A 24,644-nucleotide genomic window follows, 5' to 3' on the forward strand; every position below is an offset into this window, starting at 1 on the left:
AAAGAAGCTTATACAGGGATGTATAGGCTTTTTCTATGTTGATATTTCATTATTTTTGATCGGTTTATTTTTTATGATTTGTCAATTTTTCTGTCAGCTGTGTGGCATAGTCCGCATGTAAAAATTGAGTATCTAAACCAGCCTGCTGTAATTTCAACTCAAGTAATGCCAAACGTTTTTGCAGTGATCCATTGTTTATTTCGGTTTCATTTAATGTGCTTAAGATTTCAGCTAGAGATAAGGCTTCTTTTCTATCTTGCATTTCAGGTGGTAAAAAACCTGCATTCTTTAATAAGTGATAGCTTGCTCTAAGTGACTCTGGAACATGGCTATTATCATCAAGGATCAGCGGTTTTCCTTCACCTTTAAGTGATGAAAGTTCTCCTTTTTGTAACGCTTTTTCGATATGGCGTTCAGCCCACTCGTCTAAAATAGACACTTTAAACCTCTTTTTCGGTAACTATCACAATAAAAAAGATCACCTCAAATTAAATTCCCTTGCTTATATTATATGGTTTGATAATATATTTTTATATTATATAAATAAGTATATTATTAAGGGATCAAAAATGAGCAAGTACAAAGAAATAGTAACAGACATTGCAGGTAACATGGGGGCATTGTCTCAAAATATTCCAGAAGTGATGAAAGCTTTTATGAGTACAACAAAAGCGGGTGGTAAAGACGGTGCTTTAGACGCAAAAACAAAAGAACTGATCGCCATTGCAATTGCTGTCGCAAATCGTTGTGATGGTTGTATTGGATTTCATACAAAAACACTTGTGGAGCTTGGCATAACAGAACAAGAACTCGCTGAAGCATTAGGCGTTGCTATTTATATGGGGGGAGGCCCTTCAGTTATGTATGCATCCAACACCATGGGCGCTTTTAAAGAGTTTAGTAAATAAGATTTTTATCATCATATAATTAAACAAAGTAATCAAAAACCAGAATAAGTTCCTTCTGGTTTTTTTATTTATATACTTTGTTTATTTTCTGTTTATGTTTAATTCTTTATCCTTCATTTTTTAATTTAATACTATTTAGGTAGATTTTTGATAAAAAACTTGCTGTTACTTAAAAAAGATTAATAAAAAATTAATGTGTCGTTATTTTAATTACTAACTAAATTTTATCAATATCTTATTGATTAGTATTGATAATGCTGTTTTTTTGGTATCTTTTTCGTTGGTTGAAAATAAAGCAATGTGTTAATTAATTATAATTTAATAAATAATAATTGAATCTTTTATAGGATAGCTATTCTAAGTGAATAGTTCGTATAAGGTGATATTGTTTTATTTTAACGAGGAATATATGCGTGTTGATTTTGTAGAAAGATATAAATGGTTTCTACTTTTTATTTTTATATTTTTAACTTATTTAATTCCTCTCGAAACGCGACTGCTCTGGCAACCAGATGAGATCCGTTATGCTGAAATTAGTCGAGAAATGCTTGCATCAGGTAATTGGTCTGTACCTTATATGCTGGATATTCGTTATTTTGAAAAGCCAGTATTGGGGTATTGGCTAAACAGTATTGCACAATGGTTATTTGGCGGCGGTAATTTTTCTGTTCGTATTGTCGTTGTAACTTCAACCTTATTAACCGGCTTATTTGTTTATCGTGCTGCTATGCTAGTTTGGCATAACCGTACTTTGGCGTTTAATGCACTGGTAGTTTTTTTATCCTCGTTTCTTGTGTTAGCTATTGGTACTTACAATATTCTTGATCCTATCGTGACAATGTTTGTCACGGCAACAATGTATTATTTTTTATCTGGATTACATGCAACTAATAGAAAGAGTAGAATTAAAGCTTATATTCTCGTTGGTATTTTCTGTGGATTAGGTTTTCTAACCAAAGGTTTTATTGCTGTTGTATTACCTGCATTAGTTTTTTTTGTGACCGCAATTAGCTTATCTCGTTTTAAAGAAGTCCTTTGTTATACACCAATAGCGCTTATCTCTATGGTTATTATTGCTGGTCCATGGGTGATTTTAGTTGCACTTCAGGCACCTGATTATTGGCACTACTTCTTTTGGGTTGAGCATGTTCAACGTTTTGTTGAAAAGGGATCAGCAAGATCACAACCTATGTGGTTTTATTTACCTATTGTAATTTTGGGTATTTTGCCTTGGTTAGGGTTCTTATTTGGGGCTATCAAATCAGCTATTTTCTTGAAGAAAGGAACTCTTTATTTTTCGTTTTGGTTATTCCTGTTTTTTGCTTTCTTTTCTGCCTCCAGCGGTAAGTTATTAACCTATATGCTGCCTTGTTTTGTGCCACTTTCTATCTTGATTGCACATTATATGGAAGAGCTAAAAAATAAACAAAATGAAAAAATTCATAATATTAATGCGATCATAAATACTGTTTTTGGGCTTGTAGGCGTCTCTATTATTGTTTATTCGCTTCTCTCTACACGATTTACGTTATATGAAACAAATGAGCAATATAAAGCGTTGCTGGGTATTGTGGGCTTCTTATTTTGGAGTGTGATAGGGATTGCTTCTTTCTTTAAACCCACACGCTTACTGACTTTATTTTGCTCGATAGGATTAAGTTTAGCAATTGGGTATGCTATTCCTCATAAAGTAGAAAGCAAAAGCACCCCTGAAAAGGCAATTAATTACTATTATAGTGAGCTAGCAGATAAGCCTTATATTTTAACTGATGAAGTTGGGATCGGAACGTCTTTAGCATGGGGGTTAAAACGCACTGATATTCGTTTAACAGAGACGAAAGGGGAGCTTGCTTATGGTCTGGCATATCCTGATGTGCAAAATAAATATTATGATCTTAAGCAGCTAGTTAACTTAATTGAAGAGAATAACTATCAAGGGCTTGCGATTATTTTAGTCCGACCAGAGCGAAAAGAAATATTATCTGTTATAAGCCAGTTAAAGGTAAAACCTATTGTAGAAAAACAGGGTGATTTAACATTTGTTTTCTTTAATTGACTGATTTTAAATATTATTTATTTTTTCAAAAGACGGTTATAAAAGAGCAAATAAATTTAACTTCGGCTTTTAAAATGACATAAATTTGATTTTTTGTGTTGTTTTTATGTGATCAAAGCCCAAAAATGGATTTTGTTGAGAAATATATTTTGCTCTTTTTAGTTTTAATGGTAGGTTTAAAATGTGTCCATTAAATCGGAGTTAGCTAAGCACTATATGACAAGTCACTTTACTTTATCAGAACCCCCGCCCAAACAAAATGTACTTATGAATGGGGGTAATTTATGCTGATTTTCCTAGCTGAATGTTTTATCGGTCTAGCATCAATTGCTCTTACTCACCGTGTATTAACGTTGTACGGTACTAAAAAGAAGTGATGATACCCGCTAGCTAAAATAAGTGATTAACTATTGCTTATAACTAAAAGTCCTATATCTATTCCATGATCTAGGACTTTTATAATTATATTCATATCTCTTATTAAACAATTTAACAACTCTATTGAAAATAACCTTCAATTAATTTTATTTTTTCAATATCTAATGTATTAGTGTATTGATGTAATAATGTCCAAGCCTGAATATAATCATATTTAGCTTTAATCAAATCCTGTTGAGCGCGATATAATAATTCTTCAGCATTAAGAACATCAACCATTGTCCTCTGCCCACCAATATAACTTTTTTGAGTCGCATCTAATTGTAATTTAGCAGAGGAAACGGACTGCTCATAAGCATTCAATTTAATATTACTCGTTGTACATATTTGGTATTGATGACGTAGTTCTTGCGTGATTTGTTGGATAATTGAATCTCTTTCAAAAGCACTCATTTGATACAATGCAGTAGATTGACGCATCGAAGCTGTTGTTTTTCCACCATTAAATAAAGGCAAACTGACATAAAAACCAACATTCGCTGATTGATATTTTTGATTTACAGTATTATTACTATCGGAATCACTATTAGAGTAAGAGGCATAGAGTTGTACTGTTGGGAAAAATTCACCTCGATTTTTCTCTACTTCTTGTTTTGCTATTGCCATTTCATAACGAGCTGTTTGAATATTGAGGTTGCTTTGCATAACCTCATTTTCCCATGACTCGTAATTATTGGGTGTGATAGGTTGTAATATAAAGCGATTACTGCTTAATTTTGCTATATGTTCTGCATAAGGTAGTGGCGTGCCAATCATTGAACTTAGTTTATTTTTAGCATTATCTAATTCAAGCTGAATATCTGTATATTGAGATTGAGTTAAATATAATCGCGTTTGGATCTCTGAAATATCTGTTTTTGTTCCTTCACCTAATTCGAATAAACGCTGACTTGATGTTAGCTGTTTTTTATAAATCTCTTGCTGTGAAAGGTTTAATAATAATTTATCCTGTGCATAAGCCAATTCTATATAATTATCTACTAATCTGATCACTAGCTCGGAAAATTTTACTTGATAACGGCTGTCTGATAATAATGTTTTTATTACCGATGATTTATAATCACTAAATGCAGTGTAATCAAAGAGTGGTTGGCTAATAATTGCACTGATAGAATGGCTTTGATAATTTTGATATTCTGTTCTTTCCATTTCCCCTTGATTCGTATTAATAGGATAAACTTTTCGTTGCCAATTTCGTGGGTTGTTTTGATAGTTTACATGTACGCTTGGGAGTAATTGAGATAATCCAATATTTTCATACTCTTTACCCGCAACCTGTTCTTTAATCGCAGCATTAAACGTAGGGTCATTTTTTACTGCTAAGAAATAAAGATCAGATAAATTGATCGCCAAAGCGTGAAAACTTAGCATCCATATAAATAAAATGGTTGAGAGTTTTTTTATTTGCATCATTATTCTTCCGTTAATGAAGTATGGATCCTATCTAAAACAGGCTTGAAGAGATAATTTAGTAATGAGCGATCGCCTGTATTAATAAATACATCAACTGGCATTCCAGCCTTTAATTTATTTTTATTGTCTGTAAGAAGAGCATTATCTTTAACATTAATAAATACTTGGTAATAAGGTTCTGTTGTTCTTTCATCAATAAGTCTATCAGCTGAAATTAATGTTACCTCTCCAGGAATTTTAGGTGTTGTATTTTGATTGAATGCACTAAACATTAAATCAACAGGAAGACCAAGGGTAACTTTATCAATAAGGTGAGGTGCTAAACGTGCCTCAATAATTAATTGATGATCTTGAGGAACAACTTCCATTAATGTTTGACCTGTTCTTACAACGCCACCTTGGGTAAAAACAGATAAATCCATTACTATTCCCGAAATTGGGGCAGTAATTTGCATCTTTTTTAGTTTATCTATTTCAATGATAAGTTGTTTTTCTGTTTCACTTATTTGTAATTGAACTTGGTTAAGTTCAGTACGTGCCGATTGGTAAAAATTAGCATTACGTTGCAATATTTTTTGTTGATATTCCAATTTTTGTTTTTCTAATGTACTTATTTGTCCATATGTATCATTAAGGTGGTTATTATTTTCAGCAAGTTCACGCTCAATTTCTTGATAACGATGACGGGGAATATAGCCCTCATTAGCAAGAGTATATAAATCTTTGATTTGAATTTTTAAGCTATCAATTTGATGTTGTTTATTTAACGTAGATCTTTTTAAATGAACTAAACGATTAGAGATACCATCAATAATAGCTTTATAGCCATTTATCTCACTATGCAATTCAATATACTTTTCATTAAGTAGTTTATTTTGCAGTAGAGATAATTTATTTAAATTCTCTGAAGGAGAATAATATTTTTCATTGGGATCTAAGATAAACTCTGTTTTTTCATTTAATTGAGCATATAAGCGTTGTTGAGTAATCAGTAAATTATCATATTGATCAGATAAAGATTTGACTAAAGCTTTCGATTGAATAGGGCTTAATTGAATAAGCGTTTGGCCTTCGATTACGTTATCACCATTCTTCACTAAAATGTCAGTGATAATACCTTCTACGGAAGCTTGAACACTCTTTTTATTACCTGAAATTGAAACATTTCCTTTTGCAGATACGCCTTTATCTAAAGGAGCAAAGGCAGCCCAAAAAATAAAAATAGCAAGACCTAAAAGAATAACTGACCATCCTATTATTAAGAATTTTCTAGGATCATCTGAAATACCATGAACAATATCGATTTCATTTTTTTTTGTGATCATAATAATCTTCTCAATATTAAATATTGCTTTGAGTAATAGGTGTAGTTGCTGGTGTTGGCGTACTCTTTATTACTGATGAGTTATTTAACTCAGCAACAACAGCTGTTGTAGAGCCAAATAATTTTGTGTGACCATCGAAAAGAACCAAGAGTTTATTGGTCACTGAGAGTAATTGTTTTTGATGCGTGATTAGTATAACGGTTTTTTTATTTTGCTTAAGTGTTTGAATTGCTTGCATTAGAGCTTTAATGCCCAAATCATCTAAATTAGAATTGGGTTCATCTAAAACGACTAGAGCAGGGTTACCATATAATGCGCGAGCTAACGCAATACGTTGTCGTTGTCCTCCTGACAACCCTTCACCATGAGCACCAATAATGGTTTCATAACCATCAGGAAAACGTAAAATCATTTCATGAACATTTGCCATCATTGCAGCTTGAGTGACTTTTTGAGGATCTATTTCAGAAAAGCGAGCAATATTTTCGGCAATCGTGCCAGGGAAAAGGGCGATTTCTTGAGGAAGGTATCCGATATATTGGCCAACTTCACTTTTATTCCATTGGTATATATCTGCATTATCAAGGCGTATGGCGCCCGTTTTAACTTCCCATATGCCAACAATAAATTTAGCTAAAGAGGATTTTCCTGAAGCACTCGGGCCAATAATGCCAAGTACATCGCTGGGGCTTAGCGAAAAATGAATATTATTTAATAGTGTGCGTTCCGTTTGAGGATATTGAGCTTGATTAATATTTACTGTTAATTCACCTTTAGGAGCAGGTAGCGCCATTTTTTTATTTTCTTCAGGATACGTTTTTAATAGTGTGGTTAACCTTTTATAAGCTTCTTTACTACTATCCCAGTTTTTCCATACACCAATAACTTGTTCAATTGGCGCTAAAGCGCGACCTAATAGTATTGATCCTGCGATCATCATTCCTGGGCTAATTGTATTATCTATTGCTAGCCATCCACCTAATCCTAGCATTAAAGATTGCAGTGCCATTCGGGTGACTTTTGTTATTGCATTGATACTTGCTGCATTATCACTTGCATGAGTTTGTGCTTGTAGATATTTAAAGTGAGCAATTTGCCATTGGTTACGTAAATAACCTAGCATTCCCATTGCTTCAATAGGCTGTGGATGTTCAAAATGATGACCTTGTATTACCTGAGCTTGATTAGCAAACTCATTGGCTTTTTTTAATGATGATCGAGACAAGTATTCATTAAGAATAGCCAAAGAAAATAAAACGAGCGCACCACATAATGCAAATAATCCTAACCATGGATTAAATAATGCGATAACGAGAAGATAGATTGGGAACCAAGGTAAATCAAAAAAAGCAAAAATGGCGTGACTTGTAATAAATTGCCTAATAGTCACTAAGTCATTAAATGCTAAAGAAGAATTAATACTGGGCGTTTTGTTTAATTTTGCTTGATATGCAGCAGTATAAATTCTTGAACTTAAGGATAAATCAAGTTTGTTACTCATTCTAATGACAATAATGCTTCTTAAGTATTCCAATCCTCCCATAAAAATAAATAATGCTAACATAATGAGTGTTAGCATTAATAAAGTCATTTCATTACCTGATGGTAAGACTCGATCATAAACTTGCAACATATAAATAGAAGGAACTAACATTAAAATATTTATTAAGGCTGTAAATATTCCAATGGAAAGAAATACTTTCTTTCTTTCTTTTATAATATTTGTTATTTCATTATTTTTTTTGCTTGCTGACATAATGTTATTCCTGATTTTATTCCTATCTGTTTTATTGCTATTTACTGCATTTCTTCTATCAATATGGAGTGATCAATTTATCTTTTTTTTAATAAGATAATATAAAAATAACTCCTTATAGGTAAAAGAAAGGTAGGAGAAATATCTCTCTCCTACCCAATGAAAAATTAAACAATAAAGTCAGTTTCGTAATTAACAAATCCTACAATGTCAATTTTGAAATCAGGGCTGTAACCATAAGCGTTAATAGCAAGTTCACTTGAGTTTGTTGATTGATCATATTTAATGGTTGCTTCACCCGAGCGACCTGTAAAATTATCAACAAAGTTAAGGAGTTTATGGCTAAAGGTATTTTCGATTAATGCTGATAAATCAATCTTATCAATACCTGATTTGAAGTCCATTATCTTGTCAGCGGCAGATACCAGAGAGTCAGTGATCTCTTTATAAACAAAGGTATTGCTACCTGTACCACCCCATAATGTATCTTGACCACCGCCACCATACAGTATGTCGTTACCGCCACCGCCGATGAGAATATTATCAGCATCATTGCCGTAGATAATATCATTACCAGAGCCACCGATTGCATTTTCTATTGTCACACCTTGTGCAATAGAAACGTTTTTCTGTAGTCCGCCAACATCAGAGAAATGACCCTCGCGTAAATCAATAACTTGATCTTGATAATATCCTGAGAAGTCAAAAGTATCGTTACCAGCACTGTCCCAAACAGAGAATATTAATTTATCGTTTCTGCTTGTTGCAGTGTAATAATCAATACCTGTGTTTGAGTTAAAACCATAAACATCATCACCTGTTCTGGTTGTGGTATTTGCGCCATAAAGATATTGCATTGCTGAAATATCATGAAGTAAAGGAGCGCCTGCATAAGCACCTTGGAAGTGCGCACCTGTTTCATATTCTTCCCAATAACTCATAACAGTATATTGGCGACTATCTTCAGCGTAGTCAGACTTTAAATAGCCAGGTACGTTTTGCCCTGCGTTATAATCGCCAGGATGCATTAGACCAAGTGCATGGCCAATTTCATGGATAATAGTTAAACGACCATAATTACCTAATTCAGGTGTTGTATTACCAGCATAATAATAATCACTAAACCAAGCTTGGCCTGAAAGATCACGTCCATAACTATAGGTATTTGGCAACGTCGCATAAGCTTGGAATGTGCCGTTTGGATCAGTAATATTACCAAAAGTAATATCTGATTTTACACCTGGCGCTACTTCGGTAAATTTGATATTTGCAATATCAGACCATGCATCTAAAGATTGTCTTGCATGATCTTTTTGTACTGAATTAAATCCATAGGGATTTTTATCACCAAAATCATTAAACTTTTTACCAGCCCAAGTTGGGAATGAATATGTCACTTCTGCCGCTTGTCCAACAACATATTTCCCATTCCATGTGGAATTTTCGCGTGCAATATGTTTTCCAGCAGTATCATAATCAAAAGAAGGTAGAGTCTTAGCTGAGAAATTATAAAAAATTCCACTTTTATCTAATAAGTCAGAAACATTAGATAATCCTACTGCTTTTTTTAATAAAGAAGAACCCATAATATCCTCCGGATATCAAGTTTAGGTTAGGTTTATTTTCATGTTGAAAATAGTTTAATTATCTGGCGAACACCAGCGATAATAAAGATAGCTATTTATTGATATTAATCTAGAGGGGAAAAATAAGTTTTTAAATAATTGTGAAGTGAGGTGTGTTTTAAGTCAGAATAATTTTACTAAGTAAATAAATTTTAGGTTATCTTCTCTAGAGAGATGTTTTTTAATGTTATTATATAATACCGTCATGATTTTATAATGTATTTCATTCTCTTATTATAAGGCTTGGGTAAATACAAGCCTTATAAATTTTTCGTTATTTTTTAAGGTAATTAATTATATTAATAAAATAGATCTTCATAACTGAAATTCCCAACAATATCTATTGTTAAATTTGGAACTTCTAGTTGTTCTTTTGTTTTTATTGCTAATTTTGTTAAATTATCTTCTTCTTGAAAACTCATCTTAAGCGAGATTGAATTTTGAGATATAAGTTTCTTGATATTTAGGCTTATTTTGTTTTCATCTAAAAAAATAAGGAAATCTTCATTTATATGATAATCCATAATTTTATTATGGCTATTTGTCTTGTTGCTAATTTCGAAAAAAACATATCAGCATTCTTTCCTCCGAACAGCGTATTATGTCCATTACCTCCAGAAATTATATCGCAGTCATCTTCTCCATTAATGAAATCATTGCCCTCGTTACCATAAAGTGCATCACTACCTTTACCGCCAAAAATTTTATCATCCCCATCATATCCATAAATAATATCATTACCCTGATTACCAATTAAGTGGTTGTTTACTTCATTACCAATGATGTGGTCATTGTTTTTTCCTCCTATTACATTTTCAATTATTGTTCCATACGCAATAGAAATGTTACTTTTTAGCCCACCTACATCAGAGAAAGCACCTTGGTTAAGGTCTATTTTCTGCTCAAAATTATATTTTGAAAAATCAAGAGTATCACAGCCATCGGCATCCCAAATACAACTAATAATGACATCATCTGATGAAGTTAAACTATAACAGTCTCTTTGCGTATTAGAATTAAAACCATAAATAGTATCACCTGTTCGTGTCGTTAGATTTACGCCATAGAACTTTTGAATAACATATATATCGATTAATAATGGAGACATAGGAAATAATCCAACAAAATCAGCTTCTTTTGTTTTTGGGTGGCGGTATGACATTATAGAATATTTAAAACTATTTTCTTCAATATCAGGATTATTATGATCATTCACTCTAAAGGTATGTGGTAAACCAAGAGCGTGTCCAGTTTCATGTATATAAGTTTGAGTTTCTTTATTTCCTTTTTGTAATATTATAGGTTGATTATTTATATGACCATTTTCATTATTGTTTTTATATAAAGTAATATGAGTATCTGTTTCTATATAATAATATTTTATATTGTCTGATTTTTCTTTAAATAAATCTATTTCATTTTTTTGCTCTGGTGTTATTTCATGTTTATTGAATTTTTTTATACGTGTAGTTGAAGATATATTAATCCAAACATGTCCTCCTATACTGTAATCAGTGATTTTTTCTATTTTTTTATCTGGCTCTATATTATTTAATGGGAATGTTGCAACACCAGCGACTAAATGAGAATTATCTTTCGTTAGTTCATTTATATTATTATAAACACCAAATTTAATATTAGTATCATATTTATTGTCTTTCTTAATGAATGTAATATTGGCAATGTCAGCCCATAGTTGTAATGTTTTTTCGGCAAGATTTTGTTGATATTGATTTAATGTTGTAATGGTTTTATATTCTTCACCCCTTAAATTGCTCCAGTCAGGAAAACTATATGTTACTTCAGTAAAATCACTATTAAGATCTTGTTTTTTCCATCTGCGTAGAGGTTTAAAACTCTTTATTAAATTGATAATATCACTATTTTCTAAAGGGTCATTTTGATGAATAGCATTCATAATATATAAATATCCTTTTTTTATAAACATTTTCCATGTTAAAGCATGCTTATTTTATTTTTCTTAATATTAAATTTCTTTTAAAAATGGATTTCATTTAAAAAAAGAGAGGCGATTTAATAATATTTATATTGAGAAAAGTAAAAATGATAATAAACCAATAAAGGTTTATTATCATTTAAAAGAGGGAATATATAAGTTAATTATGAAAAATCTTTTTTATAATTACTCACCTTATTTTCTTTAAATGCAAATATAAATACAATAGCAAGTATAAGTGTATAGGATGCAAAAATTAACCAAATAGATTGCCAGTCTTTCATTCCATTAACTGTAAAATGATCAACGACCATACCACTTAAAATAGAGCCTGCGTATGCACCAATACCATTGACCATGGTCATAAATAACCCTTGAGCACTGGCTCTTATTTCAGGATTAACTTCATTTTCAATATAGATAGAGCCTGAAATATTAAAGAAATCAAATGCACAACCATAAACAATCATTGAAAGCATTAGCAATACAAATCCCCAAGGAGATGGATCGCCATAGGCAAATAATCCGAAACGTAAAGTCCATGCAATCATACTAATTAACATGACTTTTTTAATACCAAAGCGTTTTAGGAAAAAAGGAATTGCTAAAATAAAGGCAACTTCAGCCATTTGTGATACTGATAATAAAATTGATGGATATTGAACAATTAAACTATCAGCAAATTCAGGATTTTTAGCAAAATCATGAATAAAAGGACTACCAAAAGTATTGGTAATTTGAAGTACCGCACCTAATAGCATGGCAAATAAAAAGAATACTGCCATTATAGGTTTTTTGAATAGAACAAAGGCATCTAATCCCAAACGAGATGCCCAAGAGGTTGATTGTTTATGCTGGGCTGTTGGAATTTTAGGTAAGCAAAATGAATAGAGAGCTAAACAAAGAGAAGCTACTGATGCAATATATAATTGAGTGTTGCTGAGTTCTAATTTAAATAAACTTACACACCACATGGCGATAATAAAACCTATCGTACCGAAAACACGAATAGGGGGAAAATTAGCAACAGAATCTAGCTTGTGTTTATTTAAGCAAAAATAACCAATTGAATTTGAAAGCGCAATAGTTGGCATAAATGCTAATGCATTAATGAACATAACCCAGAACATGATTGTTGGATCAGTCACTGATGCTGCAAAGAATAAAGCAACAGCACAAATAAGATGACAAATGATATATAAGCGATTTGCAGGAATAAATTTATCGGCAATGATACCTAATAAACCAGGCATAATCAGAGCAGCAATGCCTTTAGAGCCATAAACTAATCCAACTTCAATCCCAGTGAAGTTTAATGTTTGCATCATGTATGCACCTAGGGTAATTAACCAACTTCCCCAGATAAAATATTGCATAAACATCATGCCTTTGAGCTGTATTTTTATACCCATAACAATCTCCACTGTTGGGGATATTGATTTTAGTGGAGCATAGGCAGCTATCTATTCTCCACTTTTTCTTTTATTGATAAAAAGTTATAAGCGAGCGATCACTTCACTGATCAGTTTTAAGAAGGTAGATTTCACACGTTCTGCGGTTTCAATAACTTCATCATGACTAAGAGGCTGTTCTAAAATGCCACAAGCCATATTGGTTAAGCATGAAATACCAATGGTATCAATACCTGAATGGTGAGCAATAAGTGCTTCTGGAACGGTTGACATGCCTACGGCATCGGCACCTAATGTTCTTATCATGCGAATTTCTGCTGGGGTTTCATAAGTTGGCCCTGTCCACCATGCATAAACACCTTGACGTAAGGTAATGTCTTGCTCTTTGGCAATATCAATAACAATTTGGCGCATAGCTTTGTTATAAACTTCACTTACATCTAGAAAACGAACACCTAATTCAGGGTTATTTGGCCCAATCAGTGGGTTATTTGCAGTTAGATTAATATGATCCGTAATTAGCATTAGATCACCAGGATTAAAATCTGTATTTACAGCGCCACATGCGTTAGTGATAATCAGCTTTTCAACACCCAATGCTTTCATTACACGAACAGGAAAGGTGACTTCATCGAGCGATACACCTTCGTAGTAATGAAAACGACCTTTCATTGCAACAACTGTTTTTCCTGCAATTTTTCCAATCACTAATTCATTTGCATGCCCCACAGCTCCTGATGCTGCAAAGTGTGGAATGGTGTGATAAGGAATATGTACGGCATCTTCTAATGTATCGGCAAAAGGACCTAAACCTGATCCTAAAATGATCCCAATAGTTGGTTTTTCTGTGGTTTTAGATTGAACAAATTCTTTTGCTTTATTAATTTCAGAAATCTGGTGCATGACTCTCTCCTATGTAAATCGTCATTACATTTTTAATTGTGCTTGAGAGTACTTTGCCTGATACACAGAAATGAACAACTTACTTTTTCTCATTTTGAGATTAAGATCATGTTGTTTGTTTTGATTAAGGAACTATTGCTTTTTTTACAGTAAGATAGCGATATTCTTCTTTGAGTGGCTAAATAATTTAATAAAGGAAATGGCTATGCTATTGAAAAATTTAAAAGAACTTCAGTCTTCTAAGACTTCAAAAGCATTGAAACTTAAAAGCCTTTATAAATTAGTGGCAGAAAATGGCCCAATAAAAACAGAAACACTCACTGAATTGGCACAAATGAAGCCTGCTACTTGTGCTCGACTACTGGACGAGTTAAATGCTCTTCAATTAATTACAACCGCAGAATTAGGTGAATCAACGGGGGGACGAAAACCTATTTTGTATAATATCAATACAGAAGGGGTGTTTTTAATCGGCATTGAATTAAGTAAGGTCTATTCAACCATTGTATTGATGGATCTGAAACTTAATATGTTGGATAAAATTAAAATATCGCCAGAACCTTACTTATCTGCATATGAGATGACAGATAAGCTATTACCTAAAATTGATGCCTTGTTATTAAAAAATAACATCAGCTATGAAAAAGTTTTAGGGTTAGGAATTTCTATTGAGCATGTTGTCGAACATCAATTGGCTTCAAAATCCCTCGATGAAGAATTCAGTGAATTAGAGGCGTTATTATGTAAAAAAATTCCTACTTACGTCACAGTGGGAAGTGGAGTGCATTTTGCCGCTTTAGCTGAATTTCGTTTATATTATCGCCAAAAAACACAACGATTTTTATTTACTTCTTGTGATACCGAAGTAAGAGGATGCGCCATTATTGGTAATCAGTTTTTAACTGATACCTCAGCGACGATGAATTGTTTTGGTCATATGACGATTGATGTAAAAGGGCTATTGTGTGAATGTGGCTCTTATGGTTGTTTAAATACATTGTGTTCTTTAGACGCCATAAAAAATAGTATTATTCATCAAATAAGGCGGGGAAAGCACTCCTTATTAACTTCTCTGGTCAGTACCGATGATGAAATTAACTATCACACGATTTTTCAAGCAATAGAAATGCGAGATCCTCTGTGTATTGATGCATTAGAAGAAGCGGCTTATTACTATGGGCTTGCTATTGCAAATACTATTTTAATGCTCCAACCTGATATTGTTGTTTGTGGCGGAACATTAATACCTAAATATACGTTTTTTGATACCGTCAAAAAAACGATTGAAACTAAACTCGCTCTTTTCCCAAATATAAAAACAGAAGTTTATCCAGCAAGCCACGCTTATGAAATCGTTTCTCAAGGCGCTGGCGCTATGGTATTAGAGCATTTAGTTAATTAAATAATGAAAAAGGCGGTGTAATATCAATTACATCGCCTTTTAGTTTTTTTATTGTTGTTTGTTTTTACTGCTTTAACCCTGGTGAGGTTACCTGCTAGGAGACAGGTTTATTGATATAGACTAACTTTTTACTGCAAACTTTTTTTATTTACCTCATTGTGAGAAAGGTGATTCTTTTTATTTTTGGTTTAATTTAAACTATCTGAACTAACATCTTATTATTGTGCCGTTACTTTACCCTGGTACTTTGTGCATTTGGGAGCCAATTATAAATATGCCTTACATACCTAGAGAAAAAATAGATTATCAAGCCATTGGCTATCGCTTGCGTGCTTACCGCATAGCCTCTTCATTAAAAGCTGAAGATGTAGCAGAAAGCTTGGGTATTTCTCGTGCTGCTGTGTATCGGTTAGAAAAAGGCGAAATTGTTAAAATTGAGACACTTGATAATCTTGCTAGATTATTAAATACCTCGTTAACCAGTTTGTTGGGTATTAATACTGAATATTATTCAAGTGCAAATGGCTTTTTTGAACGAATGCGCCAACTTGAAAGTCAATCTTCACATATTTATACCCACTTCGAACCTTTCTCTTACTTATTAACTTCAGATTGTTATGACAAAACATTGGTTGAAATGCTAACAGAGGCATCACCTTTAAATCTTTTGTCTGAAAAACAACAAGAAGTTTTGTCTATTTTAAAAGAGCGTAAGAAACATCAGTCCTTACATTCGCCCCATATTTATAACCTTATTAGCCAGCAACAAATTGAAAAATTTCTTTATGTTGGCATGCTAGGTTCGGTTAATTTAACTAAAACACTGCAACAAGAAAGAAAACAACGAGCAAAAAACGAAATTCTTCATTTAATTGAAAAGTTAGAGCAAAAAAATAGTTATCTTAATATTGCAATTATTTCAGATACTATGCCGTCTTTAACTTTCCAATTATTTTATCAAGACAAAGTCCCTCTTTCTTTAGCCGTTAGCCCGTTCCGTTTAGGTGAATTTCCTAATGTCAGTACGGGCATTGCTACTGTAACCTCTTCAACTGAGGCGATATTTCAATATCAATCCCTCTTTGATAAATTATGGTTAAAAGCAACCAAGGGAGATGATGCAATTAACCTTCTAAAACAAATAGTCAGTCATTATTGATTGGCTAATGTGCCTAATGTTTCTGCTAATAAATCTGCAGCGACAGCAATATCACTAAATTCGGTAAACTCATCAGGATGATGACTAATACCGGCAACTGAAGGTGTAAAGATCATCGCAGTTGGATAAAGTGACGCCATATTCATTGAGTCATGGCCAGCACCACTTAGCATTGTCATATAGCTGATATCGTGTTTCTGGCACAAGCTTTCAATAACTTGGCAAATTGAATCATCTAGTTTGACTGGCGATTCAGCAGAAATCGGTTGAACATCAATAGAGACGCCAAAATCTTTTTCTGCTTTTTCCACACTATTATTTAGGCGTTGTACAACACGTTGAATACTTTCAGTATCAATACCACGAATATCAACAGAGAATTTTACTTGTCCTGGAATGACGTTCATGGAGTTCGGCACAACATTGAGTTTACCCACTGTACCTACAGTGCCATAAACTGCTTCAGTGCATGCTGCACGGTTGATATCGGTAATAATCCCTGCACTTGCCACTAACGCATCTTGGCGTTGATACATAGGCGTTGCACCAGAGTGATCCGCATGACCATTAACAGTGACTGAAAAACGAGTTGGTGCCGCAATACCATTGACAATACCAATAGTTTTTTTGTCATTCTCAAGGCGTTTACCTTGCTCAATATGAAGCTCAACAAAGGCACTATAACGATCAGCTTTGACTAAACAACTATCCAAATTATCATGCTGATAACCTAAAGATTTTAAAACTTCAAAGAAGTTATTGCCGTCATCATCTCTATTTTGTTCCCAGCGAGCTTTATCTATTTTTCCTGTTAATACTTTACTGCCAATACACGAAAAGCCAAAACGGCTAGATTCTTCCGCACGAAAAACAACAAGCTCAAGGTCACGTTTAAGTTGTTGTGGTTTGTATTGCATTAATGCATAAAAACCTGCAATAACACCTAAAGCTCCATCATAAGCACCGCCTTGAGGGACTGTATCAAGATGAGATCCTGTACCTACTGCGGGTAGTGAACGATCTTTACCTGGTAAACGAGCGTAAAGTGTACCAATACCATCACGATAAACTTCAAGACCCGCTTCTTTCATTAAACCAGCAAGGTACAGATGGGCGGCTTCATCTTCTTCGCCATAAGCAATACGAGTTATCCCTTTGCCACTGTTGTCTTTTTTATAAATCTGCATTGTTTCAATTAATGCTTTCATATCATCAATTGAATAATGAGTTGCTGTATCTTGTTGAGTCATAAGAGAATTCCCCCGTGGTTTCTGTAATATTTATTTGTCTAAAAAATGAGACAATTTAAGGATTAAAAAAGCCATCTTTAAAGATGGTCACTGTTTTTATAATCATTGCTTATTATATTTACTGCTGAAGCTATATTTCGTCAATGACAATTAAGGTGAATTTCATATTCTGTGAGGTAGGTTTCAATTAAAAAGAGATATATAGCAGGGGTATTTCTTAAATGAACTTAAATTGTATTATAAATGTTATAAAAGCGATCGCTTTTTTATGTTAAGTATATTTAAAATTATATTTTTAATTTCAAAATGAAAATAAGAATTATTATTGGTGGTAAATTTATTATTTTAAGAGTTATTTAAATTGTGATTTATATACTAATAATTAAAAATATCCCTGAATTTTTTGTATTAATAAAGATATCATTTTATATATATAATGTTTATAACATTTATAACATTATCAGGGGAATGTTGGGTTTTCCTGTAAATATCATAAATACCATGTAAATATATAGAGGTCTTTATATAAAATTAATTTTATAATTATAAAAATAAATAATAACCTATCTTATATATTTAGATTTATAGTCTATTTATTTTATTGCTTTGGTTAAATGGACTTTTATCTCTCTGCTAAGTAGAAAACTAAATATTTACTATTAATAAGAATTATTAAATATTACACTATAATAGCCGATAATTTGGATGAGATATTACTTAAGTTTTTATTTTAAATAAGAATGTGAAAGAAATGACTGAGTATGAACTAGACTATAGTTATAGTGATGTATATAGCGATACATTAAGAAGAGAATCCAGTTATTTAAGAAGAATAGCAATGAAATTTGCCTATCAATATATTGGTGATTCTTTTGCAAGAATGATGCTCTTAAATGATATAGAACAACTGATTGCTAGAACAGAGTTACAGAGTTAGGAAAGAAAGTAAAAGTTACAAATAAAAAAACAGCCTTGGTATGAACAAGACTGTTTATTCAAAGCTTTTAATAAATTTTAACAACAGATAACTTACGTTAAATTTGTGTCTTATCTTAGCTTTTTTGCCCTCTCAGTGATTTAACTCACTGACGAACAAATGAAAGATGGTGCCCGAACTCGGAATCGAACCAAGGACACGGGGATTTTCAATCCCCTGCTCTACCGACTGAGCTATTCGGGCAACGGGGCGTATTAAACCCGATATCGCCTTGCTCGTCAACGTTATTTATCACAAAACCGTTCGATTGCTGTTTTTTTAAACTCATTGGGTATTAAAACGCTATTTGTCGTGGGAGATGAGTAAAAATAAAGCTAAAGTCTTTTGCAATACTCAAAAAATACATGACGATAAAATCGTTTATTAAGTCTCAATAACAAAAAAGCTTCCCCAAATTCATTGAGGAAGCTTTGTTTTTTGGATTAAGCATCAACTAACGATAGTTACGTTGAGCTGTACTGACTTTCTCAAGATAACGACGAGATTGGTCGGCAGGGTGTTTATTACGTAATGTGGTATACACCTGCGTTGGCTCTAAGTTGTTAATCATGGCAGCAGCTTGTTTCTTATCGTTGTGGAATATTCGCAACACACTACCTGCACCACCGTTGTAAGCCTGTATCACGGCGTAACGGCGCGAAACAGGATCTTTGATATCGCCAAGGTAGCTATTTTGCAGAATTGAGATATAAGCCGCACCAGCATCGATATTATTAGCTGGATCAAATAAGTAACTACGACTTGGTTGCCCAGATTTTCCTTGCATTCGGAATACATCTCGTCCAGCCGTTGCTGGCATAATCTGCATTAAACCTAGCGCATCAGAACTACTCACGGCATATGGGTTAAAACTTGATTCAATTTGCATAATTGCCAAGATCAGTGATGGTTCAACCCCATATTTAGCCGCAGCTTGTTGAACGAGCGGTAAATATTTATGAGCACGTTTATCAAGGTGATTAGGAACAAGATTAATGGTGACATACCAAATGGTATTCATACCAGATTGGCGTTTTTGTAATTTATTGGCAATCAGATAATCTGCAAACTTATTGGCTCGCCATTCCCAGCGTATAGGTTGTCCCGTATTATCAAGAACCTGCCCAGATAAAAACGGTTCAGTGCTGTGAGGAATATTATTAACGTCAGAGTAGAGGTCAATAGAACCTGGATCTTCACCCATTAATAACGTTGTGACTATCGCCTTATGCAATTGGAATTGAGGCGCATCATCACCTAAAGTTTCTATCGTAATTGTACCTGCTTCAAAATTAATATGGCTACGTGTTTTATAAGCATTGGTATATTTTACGTAATCTTTAGGGCCTGCGATTAATACTTCCTTCATACCCCAAATCATTTCGATATTATTGGCAAATTGCCCCATAAGAATATCGAACGCATTGGTATCCTTTGCGTAATCAGGTTCAAATGTTTTTGGTGGTTGGCTACTACATGAAATGAGTAGAGGGGCGATAATCAGCAAGAGAAGGATTTTTTTCATGGTCAATTGCATCGCTATGGTGAATAAAATACCAGAGCCTTAAAGGCTCTGGAAAAGTGAATATTATTTTTCAGGTGGTGTGTAACCGTCAATATGAACATCATGGCCTTCGAATAAAAATCGCACCATTTCTTGTTCTAATAGTTTGCGATCATCAGGATTCATGGTGTTAAGTTTTTTCTCATTGATAAGCATGGTCTGTTTTGTCATCCATTGAGCCCATGCTTCTTTTGAGATCTCATTGAAAATGCGCTTTCCAATTTCTCCTGGGTACAACTGAAAATCAAGTCCATCAGCTTCTTTGTTAAGGAAAGTACAAAAAATAGTTCTGCTCATAATAAATCCTCAATATCGCAGGGATTAGCTTAGGCTAATTGTCTAAGTAAATTCTCTACAGGTGCTGCTAACCCTACGGTTGCAGGTGTCTGTAAGTTATACCAAAGTCCTTTTTGCGCCTCCATCATAGAGGTAAACGCTGAGAGTTCTACGCAAATTGGCACAATATCTAAATGAAAGTGGCTAAAAGTATGTCTAAATGAAATCAGTTGCTCTGATTTATTATTATCGAGCCCATGCTCGGCTAGCCACTGTTCTAAAAGCGCTTTTGTTTCAAATTGAGGAAAGGCAAATAACCCGCCCCATATTCCTGCTGGTGGCCTTTTATCTAACCAAACAAGATTATCATATTGTAAAATAAGAAAATAAGTTGTTTTTTCTGGGATGACTTTTTTCGGTTTTTTCCCAGGATAATCCGCCCAATTATTTTGAGCATAAGCGATACAGCCAGTATTTAATGGGCATAATTCACATTTAGGCTTACTTCTTGTACAGACCATTGCACCTAAATCCATCATTGCCTGATTAAAATACTCTACACCTTCAGTTGGAGTGACGTTTTCGCTGATCTCCCACAACTTATTTTCAACCTCTTTTTTACCCGGCCAGCCTTCGACAGCATAGCAGCGTGCTAAAACACGTTTTACATTACCATCAAGAATTGGGTAAGGTTTTTTCAGTGATAACGATAAAATAGCACCGGCGGTTGAACGTCCAACACCAGGTAAGGCACAAACGTCCTCAAAGGTATCAGGAAACTGCCCTTGATGTTTATCTACAATGTGTTGTGCTGCTTTATGTAGGTTTCTGGCTCTTGCGTAATAACCAAGTCCTGTCCATAAATGAAGCACTTCATCAAGAGGTGCTTTAGCCAATGCGCTAACATCAGGAAAACGTGCAATAAAACGCTCAAAATAAGGAATAACCGTAGCAACTTGAGTTTGTTGCAGCATTACTTCAGATAACCATACGTGATAAGGCGTTTTTTCTTGCTGCCAAGGGAGCGTTTTACGCCCATATTTGTGATACCAATTGAGCACGACTTGCGAAAATTGCTGAGCTTCCATCATGTTTTATTTTATTAACTCATGTTCTGATTAAGGTAAGATTGCACCACAGAGAGAATAAACTGTAAACACTCTTAATATTTATCTTATAGAGTGATGCTTCTATGAGTGACTCTTGCTAAACTTAGTGATCTTTGGATAATGTCGGTTAAGTTGTACTATAGCGACATTATAACGATTTTAAGTAAATAATTGGCCTAACGACTGACAGTATTAGACATGATCAAGAATGTAATTTCTCCGGAATTCAATGAAGAAGGGCGTGCTTTACGACGCGTTCGTAGTTTTGTTCGTAGACAAGGTCGTTTAACACCTCGTCAAGAGCAAGCATTAGAAACACAGTGGCCTGTCTTTGGTATTGAATATCAACCGGAACCCATCGACTTCAGTCAGGTTTTTGGACGCGAAGCGCCTGTAATTTTAGAAATTGGCTTTGGCATGGGCGCATCGCTCGTGACTATGGCAAAAAATACACCAGAAAATAATTATTTCGGTATTGAAGTACATGCACCGGGTGTTGGGGCTTGTCTTGCAAATGCTGAAGAAGAGCAATTAAGTAATCTGAGAGTCATGTGTCATGATGCGATTGAAGTGCTCAATCATATGATCCCAGATAATAGTTTAAAAATGGTTCAGCTATTCTTCCCTGATCCATGGCACAAAGCGCGTCATAATAAACGCCGTATTGTTCAAGTGCCTTTTGCAGAATTAATTTTAAAAAAATTAACGTTAGACGGTGTTTTTCATATGGCGACAGATTGGGAACCATATGCAGAACATATGCTTGAAGTGATGACAAGTGTTGAGGGTTATCAGAATTTGTCAGAAACTCAGGATTATGTACCACGACCAGAAACACGACCTGTGACTAAGTTTGAAAAACGCGGTCATCGTTTAGGGCACGGAGTCTGGGATCTTATGTTTAAGAGGGTAAAATAATGGCTAAACAACGTAGTCGCCGCTTACGCAAAAAAATGCGTATCGATGAATTTCAGGAATTAGGTTTCTCAGTTAAATGGACTTTCCCAGAAAATACCCCAATTGAGGAAGTAGATCGCTTTGTTGATGAACTGATCCTCAAAGTTATTGAGCCAAACGGGCTGGCATTTGATGCAAGTGGTTACCTGAGCTGGGAAGGCTTAATCTGCTTACAACAAATTGGTAAATGTACAGAAGAACATCGCCAATTAGTCGAAAACTTCCTCAAAGAAAGCAAAATGCAAGATGTACAGACCTCTGAACTATTTGATGTTTGGTGGGATTGATAGAAAGTTATACATTTAGCAAATAATTACAAGGGCATCCAAAAGGATGCCCTTGTCTGTCTGGGGAAGGGACTGTGACTACAACGTTATCTAACGCATTACTGTCAGATATTTTGCAACAAATTCGCCCATTAATCGGGCAAGGAAAAGTCGCGGATTATATTCCCGCATTGGCTCAAATACCTCCAGAACAGCTTGCTATGGCTGTTTATACGGTTGATGGTGAACTCTATCAATCAGGCATGGCAGATAAGCGCTTTTCGATTCAATCTATTTCTAAAGTACTTAGCTTAACGCTTGCTTTAACACGTTATGAAGAAAATGAAATTTGGCAACGTGTAGGAAAAGAGCCATCAGGTCTGCCTTTTAATTCCTTGATACAGCTAGAAATGGAAAAGGGAATACCGCGCAATCCTTTTATTAATGCGGGTGCCATTGTTATCACTGATATGTTGCAGTCTCGACTTAGTGCGCCTAAGCAAAGAATGTTAGAAGTGATCCGTTTTCTTACTGATACTCCAGATATTTGCTATAACTCAGTGGTTGCAAAATCAGAGATGGAGCATCTTAGCCGAAATGCATCAATCGCTTATCTGATGAAATCTTTTGGTAATTTTGAGAATGATGTTATTACGGTGCTTGAAACTTATTTTCACTATTGCTCCATAGAGATGAGTTGCACCGAGTTAGTACGATGTTTTAGCTATTTAGCTAATCAAGGTATGTGTGTGGTTAATAAAAATCAGATTATTACGCCAAGACAAACCCGACAAATAAATGCGTTAATGTTAACTTGTGGCATGTATGATGGTGCAGGTGAATTTGCATTTCGTATTGGTATTCCCGGAAAATCAGGCGTGGGTGGTGGCATTATTGCAGTCGTTCCCGATGCTTTTACGGTTGCAGTTTGGTCACCAGAGCTGGATAAATCAGGTAACTCATTAGCAGGTTGTGCAGCACTTGAATTATTAGCAAACAAAGTCGGGCGTTCAATTTTTTAGGTGTGTTTTCAGGAGCGTTGTTATGAATTTAAGAAATATTGCTGTCACACTGTTTTTTGTTGCGGGTACAGCAAATGCATCACCAAGTTTTGATTGTGCTGTAATGCCAAAAGATGATTTACGCATAACCTCTGAATTTGTTGAAGTCGCTGGTTCACATGGTTTAATGGTGATTTATCCTGATGGCACATTATTTCAAAATGAAAAAAGTGCCACATTGACACCACAACAACAAGAATTAGCAAAAAAATATCAAGCCACAGTAAGACGAGACGTACCTTGGCTAAGAACTGAAACTGGGGTAAAACTGCAAGATTCTCGCAAAGTGCTTGATAAAGTAGTGATTGAAGCTTTTGGCAAAGAAAGCAATATCCTCAATAGATTAAGTAGATTAGAGAAAGATCTTAATCAGCAAATGGATAGAGTGGTCAGCATAGAACCGAATAACATTACGTTCCATTCTCAAGCCATTAAAGAAGTTGAAGCTAAAGGCCGTGAAATCGTAGAAAGCAGCCTTGGTGGTATGTTGCAAGACAGCATTAATGAATTGGGGAAAAAACAGTTATTAGCCGCTGCAGGTGGCGACAGTAAAAAAGCCTTAGGCGGATTATTAGGAAGCTTAGATGGTTTTCAAAAGATCATAGATCAGGAGTGGAAGCAGCAAGAAGCTGCGTTTACTCAATTTGGTCAGCAAGCTTGTAGCAAAATCACACAGATGGAAAATCAACGTGTTGAATTAATTAATGCATTAAAGAAGTAGCTGATCCGTCTCTCTAATGATTGGGTTATTAACCAGATAATTAATAAGCTTTACAAATGGCAGATTCACAATAATTGAAAATAATAATGAAAATCATTCTTGTTCAATTG

21 protein-coding genes and 1 tRNA gene are annotated in these 24,644 nt (G+C 34.2%); 9 read left to right on the forward strand and 13 right to left on the reverse strand.

Features of this window, described 5'->3' with window-relative positions:
• Window positions 1-64 precede the first annotated feature (64 nt).
• A complete protein-coding gene (locus ABN212_RS02145) occupies window positions 65-439 on the reverse strand; it encodes a DUF1992 domain-containing protein (RefSeq protein ID WP_198630187.1) in 375 nt (124 codons plus the stop codon).
• Window positions 440-569: 130 nt separating this feature from the next.
• Here ABN212_RS02145 and ABN212_RS02150 point away from each other — a divergent pair, with 130 nt between their 5' ends.
• Both ABN212_RS02150 and arnT read left to right on the forward strand, forming a co-directional pair.
• Window positions 570-908, forward strand: a complete 339-nt coding sequence (locus ABN212_RS02150; protein ID WP_349442797.1) for a carboxymuconolactone decarboxylase family protein — start codon at window positions 570-572, stop codon at window positions 906-908.
• A 409-nt stretch (window positions 909-1,317) separates the two neighbouring features.
• Entirely contained in the window at window positions 1,318-2,964 is a 1,647-nt protein-coding gene (arnT, locus tag ABN212_RS02155; protein ID WP_349442798.1) for a lipid IV(A) 4-amino-4-deoxy-L-arabinosyltransferase, read from the forward strand.
• Between the two features lie 498 nt (window positions 2,965-3,462).
• Here arnT and ABN212_RS02160 read toward each other — a convergent pair whose 3' ends face one another.
• The 7 genes from ABN212_RS02160 to ABN212_RS02190 all read right to left on the reverse strand — a co-directional run bounded on the left by ABN212_RS02160 (window position 3,463) and on the right by ABN212_RS02190 (window position 13,793).
• Entirely contained in the window at window positions 3,463-4,815 is a 1,353-nt protein-coding gene (locus ABN212_RS02160) for a TolC family outer membrane protein (RefSeq protein WP_160230036.1), read from the reverse strand.
• Window positions 4,815-6,140, reverse strand: coding sequence for an HlyD family type I secretion periplasmic adaptor subunit (locus ABN212_RS02165; protein ID WP_198619439.1), 1,326 nt, complete (start codon window positions 6,138-6,140; stop codon window positions 4,815-4,817). The genes ABN212_RS02160 and ABN212_RS02165 overlap by 1 nt, the downstream gene beginning before the upstream one ends.
• Window positions 6,141-6,156: 16 nt before the next feature.
• The gene (locus ABN212_RS02170; protein ID WP_198626069.1) at window positions 6,157-7,896 is read right to left on the reverse strand and encodes a type I secretion system permease/ATPase; all 1,740 of its coding nucleotides are present in this window, start codon (window positions 7,894-7,896) and stop codon (window positions 6,157-6,159) included.
• A 167-nt stretch (window positions 7,897-8,063) separates the two neighbouring features.
• Complete coding sequence (locus ABN212_RS02175; protein ID WP_198619441.1) at window positions 8,064-9,482, reverse strand: serralysin family metalloprotease; 1,419 nt, start codon at window positions 9,480-9,482, stop codon at window positions 8,064-8,066.
• Between the two features lie 547 nt (window positions 9,483-10,029).
• Complete coding sequence (locus tag ABN212_RS02180; RefSeq protein WP_349442799.1) at window positions 10,030-11,439, reverse strand: M10 family metallopeptidase C-terminal domain-containing protein; 1,410 nt, start codon at window positions 11,437-11,439, stop codon at window positions 10,030-10,032.
• A gap of 203 nt (window positions 11,440-11,642) precedes the next feature.
• Window positions 11,643-12,890 (reverse strand): nucleoside permease, encoded by a 1,248-nt coding sequence (locus ABN212_RS02185; protein WP_198632125.1) that lies wholly within the window; start codon window positions 12,888-12,890, stop codon window positions 11,643-11,645.
• Between the two features lie 84 nt (window positions 12,891-12,974).
• Window positions 12,975-13,793, reverse strand: a complete 819-nt coding sequence (locus ABN212_RS02190) for a purine-nucleoside phosphorylase (protein WP_349442801.1) — start codon at window positions 13,791-13,793, stop codon at window positions 12,975-12,977.
• A 205-nt stretch (window positions 13,794-13,998) separates the two neighbouring features.
• On the opposite strand from ABN212_RS02190, the gene ABN212_RS02195 reads away from it, so the two are divergent.
• Window positions 13,999-15,195, forward strand: coding sequence for an ROK family protein (locus ABN212_RS02195; protein WP_349442803.1), 1,197 nt, complete (start codon window positions 13,999-14,001; stop codon window positions 15,193-15,195).
• Window positions 15,196-15,469: 274 nt separating this feature from the next.
• On the forward strand, window positions 15,470-16,354 hold the full coding sequence (locus tag ABN212_RS02200; RefSeq protein WP_109373888.1) for a helix-turn-helix domain-containing protein: 885 nt from the start codon (window positions 15,470-15,472) through the stop codon (window positions 16,352-16,354).
• Here the strand turns inward: ABN212_RS02200 and ABN212_RS02205 are convergent.
• Window positions 16,348-17,604, reverse strand: a complete 1,257-nt coding sequence (locus tag ABN212_RS02205; RefSeq protein WP_196532201.1) for a Zn-dependent hydrolase — start codon at window positions 17,602-17,604, stop codon at window positions 16,348-16,350. The two genes, ABN212_RS02200 and ABN212_RS02205, sit on opposite strands and share 7 nt — an antisense overlap.
• A 751-nt stretch (window positions 17,605-18,355) precedes the next feature.
• Between ABN212_RS02205 and ABN212_RS02210 the strand changes: the two genes are divergently transcribed.
• Window positions 18,356-18,541: a hypothetical protein gene (locus ABN212_RS02210; protein WP_349442804.1), complete on the forward strand. Its 186-nt coding sequence runs from the start codon at window positions 18,356-18,358 to the stop codon at window positions 18,539-18,541.
• Window positions 18,542-18,708: 167 nt separating this feature from the next.
• Here the strand turns inward: ABN212_RS02210 and ABN212_RS02215 are convergent.
• The 4 genes from ABN212_RS02215 to mutY form a co-directional block, all read right to left on the reverse strand.
• Window positions 18,709-18,784, reverse strand: a tRNA-Phe gene (locus ABN212_RS02215).
• 250 nt (window positions 18,785-19,034) lie between these two features.
• Window positions 19,035-20,105: a membrane-bound lytic murein transglycosylase MltC gene (mltC, locus tag ABN212_RS02220; protein WP_196534285.1), complete on the reverse strand. Its 1,071-nt coding sequence runs from the start codon at window positions 20,103-20,105 to the stop codon at window positions 19,035-19,037.
• A gap of 63 nt (window positions 20,106-20,168) precedes the next feature.
• Complete coding sequence (locus ABN212_RS02225) at window positions 20,169-20,441, reverse strand: oxidative damage protection protein (protein ID WP_098943971.1); 273 nt, start codon at window positions 20,439-20,441, stop codon at window positions 20,169-20,171.
• Between the two features lie 29 nt (window positions 20,442-20,470).
• The gene (gene mutY, locus ABN212_RS02230) at window positions 20,471-21,511 is read right to left on the reverse strand and encodes an A/G-specific adenine glycosylase (protein ID WP_198620997.1); all 1,041 of its coding nucleotides are present in this window, start codon (window positions 21,509-21,511) and stop codon (window positions 20,471-20,473) included.
• Window positions 21,512-21,727: 216 nt separating this feature from the next.
• On the opposite strand from mutY, the gene trmB reads away from it, so the two are divergent.
• From trmB to ABN212_RS02250, 4 genes are all read left to right on the forward strand, one after another.
• A complete protein-coding gene (gene trmB / locus ABN212_RS02235) occupies window positions 21,728-22,447 on the forward strand; it encodes a tRNA (guanosine(46)-N7)-methyltransferase TrmB (RefSeq protein WP_109373894.1) in 720 nt (239 codons plus the stop codon).
• Complete coding sequence (locus ABN212_RS02240) at window positions 22,447-22,773, forward strand: YggL family protein (protein ID WP_023581025.1); 327 nt, start codon at window positions 22,447-22,449, stop codon at window positions 22,771-22,773. The genes trmB and ABN212_RS02240 overlap by 1 nt, the downstream gene beginning before the upstream one ends.
• A gap of 74 nt (window positions 22,774-22,847) precedes the next feature.
• Window positions 22,848-23,774, forward strand: coding sequence for a glutaminase B (gene glsB / locus ABN212_RS02245; RefSeq protein WP_198620996.1), 927 nt, complete (start codon window positions 22,848-22,850; stop codon window positions 23,772-23,774).
• Between the two features lie 22 nt (window positions 23,775-23,796).
• Complete coding sequence (locus tag ABN212_RS02250) at window positions 23,797-24,534, forward strand: DUF2884 family protein (protein WP_109373896.1); 738 nt, start codon at window positions 23,797-23,799, stop codon at window positions 24,532-24,534.
• Window positions 24,535-24,644: the final 110 nt, after the last annotated feature.

Origin of the sequence: Proteus genomosp. 6 (assembly GCF_040139785.1) — a bacterium.
Lineage (GTDB): Bacteria > Pseudomonadota > Gammaproteobacteria > Enterobacterales > Enterobacteriaceae > Proteus.